The sequence below is a fragment of the Rugamonas apoptosis genome (genome assembly GCF_014042355.1).
Taxonomy (GTDB): domain Bacteria; phylum Pseudomonadota; class Gammaproteobacteria; order Burkholderiales; family Burkholderiaceae_D; genus Rugamonas; species Rugamonas apoptosis.
The window spans coordinates 130,130-146,626 of sequence record NZ_JACEZU010000010.1 but is presented as its reverse complement, the minus strand read 5'-3'; the positions used below and the strand labels follow the sequence as shown (position 1 = coordinate 146,626).

9 protein-coding genes are annotated in these 16,497 nt (G+C 68.9%); 6 read left to right on the top strand and 3 right to left on the bottom strand.

The features are described 5' to 3' along the window. Positions 1 to 13 precede the first annotated feature (13 nt). The 3 genes from H3H39_RS19770 to H3H39_RS19760 form a co-directional block, all read right to left on the bottom strand. The gene (locus H3H39_RS19770; RefSeq protein WP_182155717.1) at positions 14 to 1,258 is read right to left on the bottom strand and encodes a sensor histidine kinase; all 1,245 of its coding nucleotides are present in this window, start codon (positions 1,256 to 1,258) and stop codon (positions 14 to 16) included. After that, positions 1,258 to 1,950 (bottom strand): response regulator, encoded by a 693-nt coding sequence (locus H3H39_RS19765; protein ID WP_182155715.1) that lies wholly within the window; start codon positions 1,948 to 1,950, stop codon positions 1,258 to 1,260. Before H3H39_RS19765 ends, H3H39_RS19770 begins: the two co-directional genes overlap by 1 nt. Before the next feature lie 175 nt (positions 1,951 to 2,125). After that, entirely contained in the window at positions 2,126 to 2,608 is a 483-nt protein-coding gene (locus H3H39_RS19760) for a Spy/CpxP family protein refolding chaperone (protein WP_182155714.1), read from the bottom strand. Between the two features lie 220 nt (positions 2,609 to 2,828). Between H3H39_RS19760 and H3H39_RS19755 the strand changes: the two genes are divergently transcribed. The 6 genes from H3H39_RS19755 (at position 2,829) to H3H39_RS19730 (ending at position 16,482) form a co-directional block, all read left to right on the top strand. After that, entirely contained in the window at positions 2,829 to 4,262 is a 1,434-nt protein-coding gene (locus H3H39_RS19755) for an efflux RND transporter periplasmic adaptor subunit (protein WP_182155712.1), read from the top strand. Positions 4,263 to 4,308: 46 nt separating this feature from the next. Continuing rightward, complete coding sequence (locus tag H3H39_RS19750) at positions 4,309 to 7,431, top strand: efflux RND transporter permease subunit (RefSeq protein ID WP_182155710.1); 3,123 nt, start codon at positions 4,309 to 4,311, stop codon at positions 7,429 to 7,431. Then, positions 7,428 to 10,652 carry an efflux RND transporter permease subunit gene (locus H3H39_RS19745; protein WP_182155708.1) on the top strand — a complete coding sequence of 1,075 codons (3,225 nt, stop codon included), beginning with the start codon at positions 7,428 to 7,430 and terminating at the stop codon, positions 10,650 to 10,652. Before H3H39_RS19750 ends, H3H39_RS19745 begins: the two co-directional genes overlap by 4 nt. Beyond that, entirely contained in the window at positions 10,649 to 12,058 is a 1,410-nt protein-coding gene (locus H3H39_RS19740) for an efflux transporter outer membrane subunit (protein WP_229218143.1), read from the top strand. Before H3H39_RS19745 ends, H3H39_RS19740 begins: the two co-directional genes overlap by 4 nt. A gap of 132 nt (positions 12,059 to 12,190) precedes the next feature. Then, positions 12,191 to 14,764 (top strand): chemotaxis protein CheB, encoded by a 2,574-nt coding sequence (locus tag H3H39_RS19735; RefSeq protein WP_182155706.1) that lies wholly within the window; start codon positions 12,191 to 12,193, stop codon positions 14,762 to 14,764. Further along, positions 14,761 to 16,482: a PAS domain-containing sensor histidine kinase gene (locus tag H3H39_RS19730; RefSeq protein WP_182155704.1), complete on the top strand. Its 1,722-nt coding sequence runs from the start codon at positions 14,761 to 14,763 to the stop codon at positions 16,480 to 16,482. Before H3H39_RS19735 ends, H3H39_RS19730 begins: the two co-directional genes overlap by 4 nt. Positions 16,483 to 16,497 lie beyond the last annotated feature (15 nt).

Sequence of the window (16,497 nt, the reverse complement as noted above, 5' to 3'; positions counted from 1 at the left end):
CTGCCCCGTCGTATTACACCAGCGGCAGGGTGATGGCGAAGCGGCTGCGGCCATCGGGCATGGTGGCGCAGCGCGCGTCGCCGCCGTGGCGGCGGGCGATCTGGCGCACCAGCGCCAATCCCAGGCCGGCGCCGCTGTTTTCCTGGGTGCCGGCGCGGCGGTAGAACGGTTCGAACACGCGCTCGAATTCGGCCACCGGGATGCCGGGGCCACTATCCCATACGCTCAGGGTGACGACGGGCGCGTCGGCCCCGTCATAGCGCTCGATCTGCACGTGGGCCGGCGGTACGCCGTGCCGGTGCGCGTTCTCCAACAGGTTGCGCAGCAGGCGGCGCAGCAGGCGCGGGTCGCCCCGCACGATGGCGCTGGCGCCGTTCAATACGGCGTCGTCGTAGTGCGCGCATTCCTCCGCCGCCAGCGCCAACAGGTCCACTTCCTCCGCCGCCATGGCGTCGTCGATGGCGCCCAGCCGGCTGGCCAGCAGGATCTCGTCCAGCAGCTGATCGAGTTCCGCGATGTCCTGTTCCAGCCCCGCGCGGCGCCTGGCGTCCACGGTTTCTTTCACCAGTTCCAGCGCCAGCCGGATGCGCGCCAGCGGCGTGCGCAGTTCGTGCGAGGCGTTGGCCAGCAGCGTCTTGTGGGCGCCCACCAGTTGTTCGATCTGGTCGGCGGCGCGGTTGAAACTGCGCGCCAGTTGCGCCACTTCATCCTTGCCTTCCACCTTCACCCGGGCCGACAGGTCGCCCGCGCCCAGCGATTCCACCCCTGTTTGCAACCGTTCCAGCCGCCGCGTCAAGTGGCGCACGATGGGGTAGGCGGCCACCGCCACCCCCAGCACCAACAGCAGCAGCATGGCGTGCAGCACCTGGCGCGCGCTGGCGAAGCCGAGCGGCTGGCTCGACAGCAGTTGGCGTCCGTCCGGCAGGCGCACCCAGGACGCGCGCGGTGGCGCCGTCATGGTACGCAACCGCCATTCCGGCTTGGGCAGGGGCGGACCGACGGTGGCCAGTGGCGCCCAGTCGGCCGTGTACAGCGTCATGCGGGCGTGGATGCCGCTGGCCATGCGTTCCAGCGCGGCCTGCTGCTGGTCTGGCGGCGCGCCGGCCGGCGCCAGCGTGTTCTGCACCAGCCGCGCCAGCGTGGCGTCCGACCGTTCCATGGGGCCGCCGTCGCGGTGCCACAGCATGGAGACGGCCAGCGCGAACAGCATCAGGCTGGCCAGCAGGGCGATGTAGAAGCGGAAGTAGAGGCGCGACATCAGTCTTGCGCCTTGGCGAACAGGTAGCCGGCGCCGCGCACGGTGATGATGCGGCGCGGCTTCCTGGGATCATCCTCGACGGCGGCGCGGATGCGCGACATGTGCACGTCGATGGAACGGTCGAACGCTTCGATCTGTTCACCCTTGAGCAGTTCCATCAGCGCGTCGCGCGACAGCACGCGGCCCGCATGCTGGGCCAGTGCCAGCAGCAGGTCGAACTGGTAGGCCGTCAGGTCGCAGGGCGCGCCGTCGATGCTGGCGCGGTGGCTGGCCGGGTCGATCTCCAGCCGGCCAAAGCGCAGGGCGGGCGGGCCATCGCGCCTGCCGTCCACGCGCCGGCGCAGGATGGCGCGCAGGCGCGCCAGCAGTTCGCGCGGCTCGAACGGCTTGGGAAGGTAATCGTCGGCGCCGATCTCCAGGCCGACGATGCGGTCCACGGCGTCGCCGCGCGCCGTCAGCATCAGCACGGGAATGTCGGAATGGGTGCGCAACTGGCGGCACACGTCCAGGCCGTCCATGTCGGGCAGCATCAGGTCCAGCACCACGGCGTCGGCCGGGGCGGCGGCCAGTTGCGCCAGCGCGTCCGCGCCGGTGGCGGCGGCGCGCACGCGAAAGCCGGCCTGGCCGAGATACTCTGTGAGCATCTCGGCCAGGCGGGGATCGTCTTCAACGAGCAGGATATGGTCGGTCATGTGCTGGATTCTACGGACCGGCGGCCGCCTTCACAAGCGGCCGCCGGCGCGTGCTGGTTTGCGTGGACGGCTTAGAGGCTGGTTCAAAATGACCGTGGTGAGGCGTGGCGACGAAGACAGTGCACCTGCACGGCGAGGCGCCACAACGACGCCACGGGCTTTTTGAAACGGCCTCTTAACCGTGGTGCATGCCGTGGCCGCGTTCATGCATGTGCGACAGGTGCTCGGCCAGCTTCTGGCGCTGGGCCGGAGTGAGCTGGTCGCCCACGTCCGCGATCAGCTGCACCAGCCGCTTCGACGCCTGGTCGGCCAGTTGCAGGTTCTGGGCGCGCGCCGTTTCCAGCGCGGCCCGGTCGATGGTGGGGGCGGTCAGCATCTGCAGCGCGGCCGCGTGGGCCTTGTGCAGTTGTTCGTGCATGGGCTGCAGGTCCTGCATGGCCTGGCGCACCAGCGGCTCGATCTGGGACTTCTGGGCGTCGGTGGCGTCGACTTCCACGTACAGGTGTTTCAGCATGCGGTCGACGTGGGCGGTGGCGTCGACGGCGCTGTGCGGGCTGGCGCTGTTCATGTGGCGGTCCACGGCATAGGCGCCGGCGCCGGCGGCCAGGGCGCCGCCCAGCAGGACGGCGGCGATGGTGTTGCGGTTGAAGATGCTCATGTTCGGTTCCTTGGTTGGGTTGAGGAGACTACGGGAACCAGTATGGTTGGGGTCCGTAACGCTGCGATGTCGGGCAGGTAAAGTTTTGTAAAGCGGTATTCAATAGGGCGGATTTGTAGCGAGTTTGTAACTTGGCCACAGAATGGCGGTGCACGACCGTAGAATGACAAGCTTCAGACAGGACGATGCCGCCGCCGTGCGGCCATGACAAGGACAGGCGATGACCACGCAAGCTACCCCGGAAACTAACGCAAACCCACGCCGGCGTCGTGGCCGTGCGCGGCTGGCTGGCAGTGTGATCGCCATCGCCGTGATGGCAGCGCTGGGCGGACTGGCGTGGTACCTGACCCATCCAGCGGCCGGCACCGGCGGCGCGGCTGGCACGCCGGGCATGGCAGGTGGTCCTGGTGGAGCAGGCGGGCCGGGTGGCCCCGGCGGCCCCGGTGGCGCGGGCGGTGCCGGCGGGCGGCGCGGCGGGCCGGCCACCACGGTCGGCGTGGCGACGGCTGAAAAGGCCGATGTGCCGGTATCGCTCGATGCGCTGGGCACGGTGACGTCGGCCGCCACCACCACGGTGCGGGTGCAGGTGTCGGGCATCCTGCGCCAGGTGCTGTTCAAGGAAGGCCAGATGGTCAAGGCTGGCCAGGTGCTGGCCGAGATTGACCCGCGCCAGTTCGAGATGGCGCTGCTGCAGGCGAGCGGCCAGCGCCAGCGCGATGAGGCCCAGCTTGAGAATGCGAAGCTGACGCTGGAACGCTATCGCACGTTGCTGGGACAGGATTCGATCGCGCGCCAGGATGTCGACACGCAGGCGGCGCTGGTCAAGCAATTGCAAGGCACGGTGATGACGGACCGCGCGGCCGAAGGGCTGGCGCGCTTGAACCTGGGCTATACCAAGGTGGTGGCGCCCATCAGCGGCCGGGTGGGTTTGCGTGGCGTAGATGTGGGCAACCTGGTCAACTCCGGCGACGCGGCGGGTATCGCTGTCATCACCCAACTGTCACCGATCGACGTCACCTTCACCATTCCGCAGGATCAGGCGCCGGACGTGCTGGCGCGCGTGGGCGAGGGCGCGGCGCTGCCGGCCACCGCGTTCGACCGCACCCGCAGCACGGCGCTGGCGCAGGGCAAATTCGCGGCGCTCGACAATCAGGTCGACACCCAGACCGGCACCGTCAAAGCCAAGGCGCGCTTCGTCAACGACAAGAGCACGCTGTTCCCCAGCCAGTTCGTCAACCTCCGGCTGGAGCTGCGCACCATCAAGGATGCCGTGATGGTGCCGGTGACGGCACTGCGCCATGGCGCCAGCGGCGATTTCGTGTACGTGCTGAACGCCGACCGCACCGTGTCGCTGCGGCCCGTCACGCGCGGGCAGGCGATGGCGGACAAGGTGCAGATGCAGACAGGTTTGCAGGCTGGTGAGCAGGTCATCACGGAAGGGGCTGACCGGCTCAAGGATGGCGCCCGTGTGGTGCTGGCCGGCGATAAACCGGGTGCCGGTGGAGCGGGTGGCCGGCATGGCGGGCGTCGCGGCGGCGCGGGCGCAGGCGCAGACGCAGGCGCGGGTGCAAGCGCGGGAGCGGGCGCTGCCGCCAGCGCCGCCGCCAGCGGCTGGTCGGGCGGCCAACGCCCGCCGCGCGGGAGCGGACAATGATGGGGGCGCGCAATAAGCTGGTCGCGGCACCCACGGAGAGATCGCCATGAGCCCGTCCGCGCCCTTCATCCAGCGTCCGGTGGCGACGTCGCTGCTGATGCTGGCCATCGTGCTGGCGGGCCTGGTGGGCTTCAAGTTCCTGCCGCTGGCGGCGCTGCCGCAGGTGGATTTCCCCACCATCCAGGTGCAAACCCTGTACCCGGGCGGCAGCCCCGAAGTGATGGGCCAGACCGTGACGGCGCCGCTGGAGCGCCAGTTCGGCCAGATGGCGGGCTTGCAGCGCATGAGTTCCACCAGCGCGGCCGGGGTGTCCCTCATCACACTGCAATTCTCGCTGGGCCAGACGCTGGACGTGGCCGAGCAGGAAGTGCAGGCCGCCATCAACGCCGGCGCCTCGCTGCTGCCGACCGACTTGCCGGCGCCGCCCGTGTACGCCAAGGTCAACCCGGCCGACGCGCCCGTGCTGACGCTGGCCATCACTTCCGACACCATGCCGCTGACGCAGGTGCAGAATATCGTCAACACCCGGCTGGCGCTGAAGATCAGCCAGGTCAGCGGGGTGGGGCTGGTCACGCTGAGCGGCGGCCAGCGGCCCGCCGTGCGCATCCAGGCCGACACCCAGGCCCTTGCATCGGCCGGCCTGGGGCTGGACACGCTGCGCACCGCCATCGCCGCCGCCAACGCCAACAGCGCCAAGGGCAGCTTCGACGGCCCGACCCGCTCCTTCACCATCAACGCCAACGACCAGCTGCTGACGGCCGACGACTACCGCAAGCTGATCGTGGCCTATCGCAACGGCGCGCCCGTGCGGCTGGAGGACGTGGCGCAAGTGGTCGACAGCGCGGAGAACGTCAAGCTGGGCGCGTGGTCCGGCATGAAACCGGCCATCATCCTCAATGTGCAACGCCAGCCCGGCGCCAACGTGATCGCCACCGTGGACGCCATCAAGAGCCGCCTGCCGGAACTGACGGCCGGCCTGCCCGGCGCGCTGCGGGTGGATGTGCTGAGCGACCGCACCACCGGCATCCGCGCCTCGGTGGAGCACGTGGAGATGGAACTGCTGCTGGCCGTGGTACTGGTGGTGCTGGTCATCTTCGGCTTCCTGCACAGCGTGCGGGCCACCGTGATCGCCAGCCTGGCCGTGCCCATTTCGCTGGTGGGCACTTTCGGCGTCATGTATCTGCTCGGTTACAGCCTGAACAACCTGTCCCTGATGGCGCTCACCATCGCCACCGGCTTCGTGGTGGACGACGCCATCGTCATGATCGAGAACATCGCCCGCTACATCGAGCAGGGCGAGACGCCGATGGCGGCCGCGCTCAAGGGCGCCACCCAGATCGGCTTCACCATCATCTCGCTGACGGTGTCGCTGATCGCCGTGCTGATTCCGCTGCTGTTCATGGGCGACGTGGTGGGGCGGCTGTTCCGCGAGTTCGCCGTCACGCTGGCCATCACCATCCTGATTTCGGCCGTGGTGTCGCTGACGCTGGTGCCGATGATGTCGGGCCGCTGGCTGCGCAGCCACGCGGACGAGCATCCGGGCGCGCTGGCGCGCCACACCCAGGCATTCTTCGACGCCGTGATCCGGCGGTACGACCGCGCCTTGCTATGGGTGCTGGAACGCCAGGGCATGACGCTGCTGGTGGCGCTGGCCACGTTGCTGCTGACGGTGGCGATGTACATCTTCATCCCCAAGGGGCTGTTCCCGACCCAGGATACGGGCCAGCTACAGGCCCGGGTCGAAACGGCGCAATCGGTGTCCTATGCCCGCATGGCCGAACTCCAGCGGGCCACGGCGCGCGCGTTGCTGGCCGACCCGGACGTGGAGTCGCTCAGTTCCCTGGTGGGCGTGGACGCGGCCAACAACACCATGCTGCATACGGGCCGCATGCTGATCAACCTGAAGCGCGAGCGCAGCGCCAGCCAGGACGCCACCATGGCGCGCCTGCGCCAGCGCGCCAGCGAAGTGGCCGGCGTGACCCTGTATCTGCAACCGACCCAGGACCTGACCATCGACGCCGAAACGGGGCCGACCCAGTACCGGGTGTCGCTGGAGGGGGCGGATTACGCCACCGTCAACGGCTGGGCCGCCAGGCTTGCGCAGCAGATGCGCACCAAGGCGCGCCTGCGCAACGTGGTGTCGGACGCGGGCGCCACCGGCAGCGCGGCCTACATCAGCATCGACCGTGACAGCGCCGCGCGGCTGGGTATCACGGCCGCCGCCATCGACGATGCCTTGTACAGCGCTTTTGGCCAGCGCATCGTCTCGACCATCTTCGCCCAGACCGACCAGTACCGGGTGATCCTGGAGGCGCGGCCGGACGCCTTGACCACGCCCGCCACGCTGGGCGAGCTGCAATTGCGCACCAGTTCCGGCAAGACCACGCCGCTGTCGGCCGTGGCCACCATCCTCGAACGTCCGGCGCCGCTGCAGATCACGCACGTGGCCCAGTATCCGGCCACCACGCTGGGCTTCGACACGGCCGGCGGCGTGGCGCTGGGCGATGCGGTGGACGCCGTGCGCGAGGCGGCCGGGGAAATCAAGCTGCCGCCATCCGTGTCGCTCACCTTCCTGGGCGCGGCGGGGGCCTACCAGAATTCGCTGTCCAACCAGTTGTGGCTGATTTTGGCGGCCGTGATCTGCGTCTACATCGTGCTGGGCGTGCTATACGAAAGCTATATCCATCCGCTCACCATCCTGTCCACCTTGCCCTCGGCCGGGGTGGGCGCCTTGCTGGCGCTGGGCGTCAGCGGCCAGGATCTGGGTGTGATCGGCATCATCGGCATCATCCTGTTGATTGGTATCGTGAAGAAGAACGCGATCATGATGATCGACTTCGCCATCGAGGCCGAGCGTGAGGAAGGCAAATCGGCGCGCGAAGCGATTCACCAGGCGGCGCTGCTGCGCTTCCGTCCCATTTTGATGACGACGCTGGCGGCGCTGTTCGCGGCCGTGCCGTTGATGCTGGGCTGGGGCGATGGCGCCGAGTTGCGCCGGCCGCTGGGCCTGTCCATCTTCGGTGGCCTGATCGTGAGCCAGATGCTGACGTTGTTCACCACGCCCGTGATCTACCTGGGCTTCGACGCGCTGGCGCGGCGTTGGGGCGGGCGCGGCGCGCGCGCTGGCGGTCCGGCGAAGTTGAATGACGTGGACGGGGTGGCGCCGTGAACCTGTCGGCACCGTTCGTGCGCCGGCCCATCGGCACGGTGCTGCTGACCATCGGCATCGCGCTGGCCGGCATCGCCGCGTTCTTCGTGCTGCCCGTGTCGCCGCTGCCGCAGGTGGATTTCCCGGCCATCACCGTCACGGCCTCGCTGCCGGGCGCCAGTCCGGAAACCATGGCCAGCAACGTGGCCACGCCGCTGGAACGGCGGCTGGGCGTGATCGCGGGCGTGAACGAAGTCACCTCCAGTTCCGGCGCCGGGCAAACGCGGGTCAGCCTGCAGTTCGATTTGAACCGCAAGATCGATTCGGCCGCGCGCGAAGTGCAGGCGGCCATCAACGCCTCGCGCGTGGATTTGCCGGCCACGCTGCGCAGCAATCCCACCTACCGCAAGTCCAACCCGTCGGACGCGCCGGTGCTGATCCTGGCGCTGACGTCGCCCACCCGCACCCCGGGCCAGATCTACGAAGCCGTGTCCAACCTGGTGCAGCAAAAGCTGGCGCAGGTGCAGGGCGTGGGCGACGTGGAGATCGGCGGCGGCTCGCTGCCGGCCGTGCGGGTGGAGTTGCTGCCGTATGCCCTCAACCGCTACGGCGTATCGACCGAGGATGTGCGGGCCGCCATCCAGGCCACCAACGCCAACCGTCCCAAGGGCGCCATCGAAGGGGACGGGCGCCACTTGCAGCTCTATTCCGCGCCCAACGGTGCGCGCGGTGGGCGCAGCGCGGCCGACTACCGCACGCTGGTGGTGGCCTGGCGCAACGGCGCGGCCATCCGCCTGCAGGACGTGGCCGAGGTGATCGACGGCACCGAGAACAACAACACCCTGGGCCTGTTCAACGGCGAGCCGGCCGTGATCGTGCTGATCACGCGCCAGCCGGGCGCCAACGTGATCGAGACGGTGGACAGCGTGCGCGCGCTGCTGCCGCAACTGCAGGCGCAATTGCCGCAGGACGTGAAGCTGCAAGTGGCGTCGGACCGCACCAATTCGATCCGCGCCTCGCTCAAGGAAATCGAGATCACGCTGCTGATCTCCATCGTGCTGGTGGTGCTGGTGGTGAGCGCCTTCCTGCGCAGCGTGCGCGCCACCATCGTGCCGGCCGTGGCCACGGTGGTGTCGCTGCTGGGTACTTTTGGCGTGATGTATCTGATGGGTTTCAGTCTCAATAACCTGAGCCTGATGGCGCTCACGGTGGCCACCGGCTTCGTGGTGGACGACGCGATCGTGGTGCTGGAGAACACGGCGCGCCACATCGAGCAGGGCATGGACCGCTTCCACGCCGCGCTGCTGGGCGCGCGCGAGGTGGGCTTTACGGTGCTGTCCATCAGCCTGTCGCTGGTGGCCGTGTTCATTCCGCTGCTGTTCATGGGCGGACAGGTGGGGCGGCTGTTCCGTGAATTCGCCGTCACGCTGTCGGTGGCGGTGCTGATATCGCTGGTGATATCACTCACCACCACGCCCATGATGTGCGCCTGGCTGCTCAAGCCGGGCGGCCACCAGCGCCCGCCCGGGCGGTTGGCCCGCTGGGCGGAGCGGGGCTACGACTGGATGCACCGCATGTACGCGTATTCGCTGGACTGGGCGCTATCGAGTTTGTGGCTGGTGATGCTGATCCTGGTGTTCGTGATCGGATTGAACGTCTACCTGTTCCGGGCCGCGCCCAAGGGCTTTTTCCCGCAGCAGGACTCGGGCCAGATCAGCGGCGGTATCCGGGCCGACCAGAGCATCTCGTTCCAGGCCATGCAGCAAAAGCTGCGCCAGCTGGTCAACGTCATCAAGCGCGATCCGGCCGTGGAGACGGTGGTGGGCTTCACGGGCGGTTCGCGGGCCGGCGGCGGTTTCATGTTCATCACGCTCAAGCCGCCGTCGCAGCGGCATGAGGCGGGGCAGGCGGTGATGGCGCGCCTGCGTCCTCAGCTGGCCCGCATCAGCGGTGTGTCGCTGTTCCTGAATCCCGTGCAGGATTTGCGCATGGGCGGGCGGCAGTCCAATTCCACTTACCAGTACACGCTCAAGAGCGACGACCGGGGCGCGTTGAAAGTGTGGGCCGCGCGGCTGGCCGACGGCATGAAGGCCCAGAAGGCGCTGATCGACGTGGACACGGACCAGGCGGACAACGGCGTGGAAACCCTCGTTGAAATCGACAAGGACAGCGCCGCCAGGATGGGCATGACGGTGCGCGACGTGGACAATGCGCTCTACAACGGCTTCGGCCAGCGCCAGGTGTCCACCATTTACGATGAACTTAACCAGTACCATGTAATCATGGAGGTGGCGCCGCGCTACGCCCAGAGCCCGGAGGCGCTGCGCGACGTGTACGTGCCCGGCAAACCCACCACGGGAACCACTGCCGCCGCGGCCAGCGCCGGCGCCACCAACAACGGCGCCGCGCGCGACGCGGCCACCGGCGCGGCCCTCAACACGGCAGCCAACGTGATGGTGCCGCTGCCGGCGCTGGCACGCTTCACCGAGCGCTCCGCGCCCACCTCCGTCGAGCACCAGGATGGCGAACTGGCCACCACCATCTCGTTCAACCTGGCCGAGGGCTACAGCCTGGGCGACGCGCAGCAAGCCGTTAAACATGCGGAGGCCGACATCGCCATGCCGTCCAATGTGCGCGGCAGCTTCCAGGGCACGGCCCGCAGCGCGGACGAGAGCAACCGTCAGCAGCCGTTGCTGATCCTGGCCGCCATCGTCGTGATCTACATCGTGCTGGGCATCCTGTACGAGAGCCTCGTGCATCCGGTGACGGTGCTGTCCACGCTGCCGTCGGCTGGGGTGGGCGCCGTGCTGGCGCTGTTGATGTTCAAGATGGAGTTTTCCATCATCGCCCTGATCGGGGTGTTCCTCCTGATCGGCATCGTCAAGAAGAACGCCATCCTGATCATCGACTTCGCGCTGGAAGCGGAGCGGGGCAGGGGACTGAACGCGGCGCAGGCCGTGCGCGAGGCCTGTCTGCTGCGCTTCCGTCCCATCCTGATGACGACGCTGGCCGCCGCGCTGGGCGCGCTGCCGCTGGCGATCGGCTTTGGCGAAGGCTCGGAACTGCGCCAGCCACTGGGCATCGCCATCATCGGCGGCCTGGTCGCCAGCCAGCTCATGACCCTGCTGACCACGCCCGTGGTCTACATCCTGCTCGACAAGCTGCGCCGCCGCAGCCCATCCGAACAACATTTAAGCCGTCTGCACGGCGAGCAGGCAACTGCGTCGCCGACCCCACCATGAAACCGAAGCTGATTCCTCTCCCATCCTCGCGCCTGGCCGCCATGGCGCTCGCCGCCAGCGTCGCCAGCGGCTGCGCCGTCGCTCCCACCTACCAGGTGCCGGCCGTGGCGCAGCCGGACGCCTACAAGGAGGCGCAAGGCTGGCAGCCGGCCGCGCCGGCCGACACGCTGGAACGGGGCCCGTGGTGGACGCTGTTCGGCGACCCCGTGCTCAACGAACTGGCCGCCGCCGTCGAGGTGTCGAACCAGAACGTGGCCGCCGCCGCGGCCGCCTACGCGCAGGCGCGCGCGCTGGTGAGCGAGCAGCGCGCCGCGCTGTTCCCAGTGGTGGATTTGACGGGCAGCGCCGGCCGCTCCGGCGGTGGCGGCAATACCAAGGCCGCCGGCCAATACCGCATGAACATCGGCGGCAGCTGGGAGCCGGACGTGTGGGGCAAGCTGCGCGCCGGGACCGATAGCGCTGGCGCCAGCGCCCAGGCCAGCGCGGCCGACCTGGCGGCGGCCCGTTTGTCGGCCCAGGGCGAGCTGGCGGCCAACTACTTCGCGCTGCGCCAGGCGGACGCCCAGCTGACGCTGCTGGCGGCCACGGTGGACGGCGACCAGCGCCTGCTGACCATCACCACCAACCGTTTCAATGCCGGGTTGGCCGCCAAGTCCGACGTGCTGCAGGCCCAGACCCAGTTGGCCAGCGCCCGTATCGACCAGTCCAACGCGGTGCGCCAGCGCGCCCAGCTCGAACATGCGATCGCCGTCCTGCTGGGCAAACCGGCCGGCGCGTTCACGCTGGCGCCGGCGCCCTGGAACACGACCGTGCCGGAGATTCCTGCCGGCCTGCCATCGACGCTGCTGCAGCGCCGGCCCGACATTGCCGCCGCCGAGCGCCGGGTGGCGGCGGCCAACGCGCAGATCGGCATCGCGCGCGCCGCCTATTTCCCCAGTGTGAACCTGACGGCGTCATACGGCGTGGGCGCGGGCCAGGCGGCGGGCCTGTTCAGCGCCACCAACAGTTTGTGGTCGCTGGGCCTGTCGGCGGCGGAAAACCTGTTCAATGCGGGCGCCACGGCGGCCCGCGTGAGCGGCGCCGAGGCGGGGCGCGACGCGGCCATCGCCCATTACCGGCAGACCGTGCTGGCCGCCTTCGCCGACGTGGAGAACCAGCTGGCCGCCAGCGCCGCGCTGGCGCAACAGCAGGAATTGCGCCGTACGGCCTCCGAGGCGGCCGACCAGGTGGAGGCGCAGATGCTGAACCGCTACCGGGCCGGCCAGGTGGCTTTCACGGAGGTAGTGACGGCCCAGAACACGGCGCTGGCCGCGCGCCGCGCGCTGGTGCAGGCCCAGGCGGACCGCCAGGCCACGGCCATCGCCTTGATCCAGTCGCTGGGGGGCGGCTGGCGCCAGCGGGAATGACACAGGAGGGACACGGCAAGCTTGGCGTTTGCGGTGGGGCTTTGTATAATCAGCTGGAAAGATGATTAGAAACGCAACGCTCGCCCGGCGTCCGCTGTCCGGCGCTCCGCTTCCAGCCCACCGCATGCCACGATGACCAAGCACGCCCCCGCGCTCTCTCCCGCCTCATCTGGCCCCGCCCCGGCGGATGAGGCCGTGCCGGTGGTGGCGATCGGCGCCTCGGCCGGCGGGTTGGAACCGATCTGCGAGTTCCTGGCCAGCGTGCCGTCCCACAGCGGCCTGGCCTACGTCGTCATCCAGCATCTGGACCCGCAGCACAAGGGCATACTGCCCGAGCTGCTGCAGCGCGTGACGCCGATGCCGGTGCGCGAGATCACCGACCGGATGCCGGTCGAAGCCGATCATGTCTATGTGATCCCGCCCAACCACGACCTGGGCATCGCCGGCGACGCGCTGACGCTGCGGCCGCCGGCCGCACCGCGCGGCCTGCGCCTGCCGATCGACTCGTTCTTCGCGGCCCTGGCCGACGCCTGTGGCGAGCGCGCCATCGGCATCGTCCTGTCGGGCATGGGCGGCGACGGCACCCGCGGGCTGCAGGCGATCAAGGTGCAGGGCGGGATGACGCTGGCGCAGACCCCCGCCTCGGCCAAATTCGACCCCATGCCGCAGAGCGCCATCGACGCCGGCGCGGCCGATATCGTGGCGCCGCCGGGCGACATGCCGGCCCTGATCCTGGGCCACTGGCGCCGTCCCGCATTCGCGCTCGACGCCGACGGCCACGGCCAGCGCGACGTGATGGGGGAGCTGTACCAGCTGTTGCAGCAGCAGGTCGGGGCCGATTTTTCCCAGTACAAGCTCAACACCATGCTGCGCCGCATCGAACGGCGCATGAAGCTGCGCCAGTGCGCCACCATGGATCTCTACGTGGACTGCCTGCGGGACAATCCGCAGGAGGTGGAACTGCTGTTCAAGGAACTGCTGATCGGGGTGACCCAGTTCTTCCGCGATCCCAAGGTGTGGGACTACCTGGCGCAGACGGCGCTGCCGGAGCTGCTGGCGGCCCATCCCAAGGGGCTGGCGCTGAAAGCCTGGGTGCCGGCCTGCTCCACGGGCGAGGAGGCGTACTCGCTGGCCATCGTGTTTTCCGAAGTGCTGGAGCGGCTGGCGCCCACGGCCTGCTACACGCTGCAGATCTTCGCCACCGACCTCGATCCGGACGCCATCGGCCGCGGGCGCCTGGGCCACTTCGGGCGCGGCATCGAGGCCGACGTGTCGCCGCAGCGGCTGCAGCGCCACTTCGTGGCCGACGAGCAGGGCTACCGCATCCGCAAGGAACTGCGCAACGCCATCATCTTCGCCCAGCAGAACATCATTTCCGATCCGCCGTTCAGCAAGCTCGATATCCTGTGCTGCCGCAACCTGCTGATCTATTTCGACGTCAAGCTGCAGGAACAGCTGATCCCGCTGTTCCACTACGCGCTCAAGCGCGATGGCCTGCTGATCCTGGGCAGCGCCGACACGCCCGGCCGTTTCACCGACCTGTTCGCGCCGGTGCCGGGCTCGGGCCGGATCTACCGCCGGCTCGATGGCGCCGATCAGCGCGTGACACACTATTTCCCCACCCGGGCCAGCAACCTGGCCCCACCACCCGCGAGCGAGACGCGCACCCCATCCATGAGCGGCAACCTACAACACCAGGTGGAGCAGCATCTGCTCCGCAAGCATACGCCGGCGGCGGCGCTGCTCAATCCGCAGGGCGACATCCTGTATATCCACGGCCGCACGGGCGCCTTCCTGGAGCCGGCCGCAGGCAAGGCCAACTGGAACATCCATGCCATGGCGCGCGAGGGGCTGCGCTTCGAGCTGGCCGACCTGATCGCGCGCGCCGCGCGCGGTGGCGGCATCATCGCCGTGCGCGGCCTGGTGCTCAAGGAACGCGACACGCCGCCGCTGGGGGTGGACTTGACGGCCGAGGCGCTGCCGGACGGCGCTCCCATGGCCGGCATGATCCTGGTGACGTTCGCCACGGCGGCGCTGGCGCCGCCGCGCCGCCGCAGCCGCTCGTCCAATCCGCGGGTGCAGGAACTGGAGCAGCTGCTGATGCAGGCCCGGCAAGATATCCAGACCGTGCGCGACGAGATGCAGACCTCGCGCGAGGAGCTCAAGTCCGCCAACGAGGAGCTGCAATCGACCAACGAGGAGCTGCAGTCGACCAACGAGGAGCTCACCACCTCGAAGGAGGAGATGCAATCGCTCAACGAGGAGCTCTATACCGTCAACGCCGAGCTGCAGTCGAAGGTGGACGACCTGTCGATGGTCAACGGCGACATGAAGAACCTGCTCAACAGCACCGACATCGCCACCATCTTTCTCGACAATGAGCTGTGCATCCGGCGCTTCACCAACCAGGCCACCCAGATCTACAAGCTGATCCCGTCGGACCTGAACCGGCCGCTGGGCGATATCGTCAACGACCTGGACTACCCCGACTTGCAGCAGGACGCGCGGGAAGTGTTGCGCACGCTGGTGTTCAGCGAGCGCCAGGTGCCCACCAGCGGCGGGCGCTGGTACACGGTGCGCATCATGCCTTACCGCACCGTGGACAACGTGATCGACGGCGTGGTGGTCACCTTCATCAACATCACGGAAGCCAAGCAGCTGGAGGCGCGCCTGCGCGCCATGCAGGGCGGGGCGGACATCGCATGAAGACGCCGGCCGACGCCGCGCTGGACCTGCACACACTGCGGCGCAATGCGGAGTGGCAGGCGGCGCGCAGCGGCGCCGCCGCGGACGACGGCGGCCAGCACGAGGCGCTGCGCCAGTTGCACGAACTGCAGGTGAGCCAGATCGAGCTGGAACTCCAGCACGAGGCGCTGACGGCGCTGTGGCGGCAGCGCGACGCCGCCGAGGCGGACCTGAACCAATATGCGATGCTGTACGACCAAGCGCCGGCGGCCTACCTGTCGGTCGATCGCGACGGCGTCATCAGCCGCGCCAACCTGGCCGCCGGGGTCCTGCTGGGGCGGGCGCGGGAACAGCTGATGGGGCGCGCGCTGGAACAATTCGTGGCGCCGGAGGGACAGCCGACGCTGCGCCGCTTCCTGGCCGAGTTGTTCGCCTGCGGCGCGCGCAGCGTGCTGGAAGTGCCCCTGTTCGGGAGCGCCGAACGGGTCGCGCGCCTGGAAGCGAACCTCGATGAGGCCAAGCTGAAATGCCGCATGATCGTCACCGACATGGGCGACCAGCATGCGCGCGATGCGGCGCGGCGGCGCGCCTTTGTGGTGTTGGACAGTATCGAGGAGGGGGTGCTGGTGTGCGATGCGCGGCGCCGCATTGTGGCCGTCAATCCCGCCTTCACCAAGCTGACCGGCTACCTGGCCGAGGAGGCGCTGGGGCGCGACCCAGCCTTTCTCCGCCTGCCGGACGCCCATCCGCTCGGCTACCATGCGCAAGCGATGCGGCAGTTGCTGCAAACGGGCACGTGGCAGGGCGAGGTGTACAACGTCAAGCGCGACGGCACGCGGCTGCTGACCTCCATGTCGCTGACGGTGGTGCGCGCCGACGATGGCCGCGTCGATTATTTCATCGGCGTGTTTTCCGATATCACGGAGCGCAAGCGCGCCGAGCAGGCGCTGATCAACCTGTCGCACGAGCTAGACCAGCGCGTGGTGGAACGCACGGCCGCCCTGACGACGGCCAACCTGCGGCTGCAGCAGGAGGCGGCCGAGCGCGAGCGGGCCGAGGCGGCCCTGCTCCAGTCGCGCGAACAATTGCGCAAACTGGCCGACCATGTGGTCACCGTCAAGGAGAATGAGCGCAAGCGCATCGCGCGCGAGATCCACGATGAGCTGGGACAGAACCTGCTGGCGCTGCGGCTCGATATCGCCGCGCTGCGCGCCCGCGCGGGGGGGCGCCATCCTCGGCTGTCGCGGCGCGTCGACTTGGTGCTGGACAATGTGGACGCCACCATCCGCAGCGTGCGCGGCATCATGAACGAGCTGCGGCCGGCCGTGCTGGACCTGGGCTTGCAGGCCGCGTTCGAGTGGCAGGTGGGCGAATGGCGCAAGCGCAGTGGCGTGCCGTGCCGGCTGCTGCTGCCCGACGAGGCGGTGCTGGCCGCCATCGAGGCCGATGTCGGCATGGTGCTGTTCCGCAGCCTGCAGGAGTCGCTGCTCAACGTGCAGCGCCACGCCCAGGCCAGCGACGTCGAGGTGCGCCTGCGCGCGCACGGTGGCTTGCTGGAACTGCGGGTGACCGACAACGGCGTCGGCATCGCGCCGGCGCAGCGCAACAAGAACGGCTCGTTCGGCCTGATCGGCATCGCCGAGCGGGTGGCTGCGCTGGGCGGGCGGTTCCAGCTGGAACCCTACGTGCCGGGCCGCGGCTGCGCGCTGACAATAGACTTTGCCTTGGCCAGTGCATGAGCATATACTCCCGCT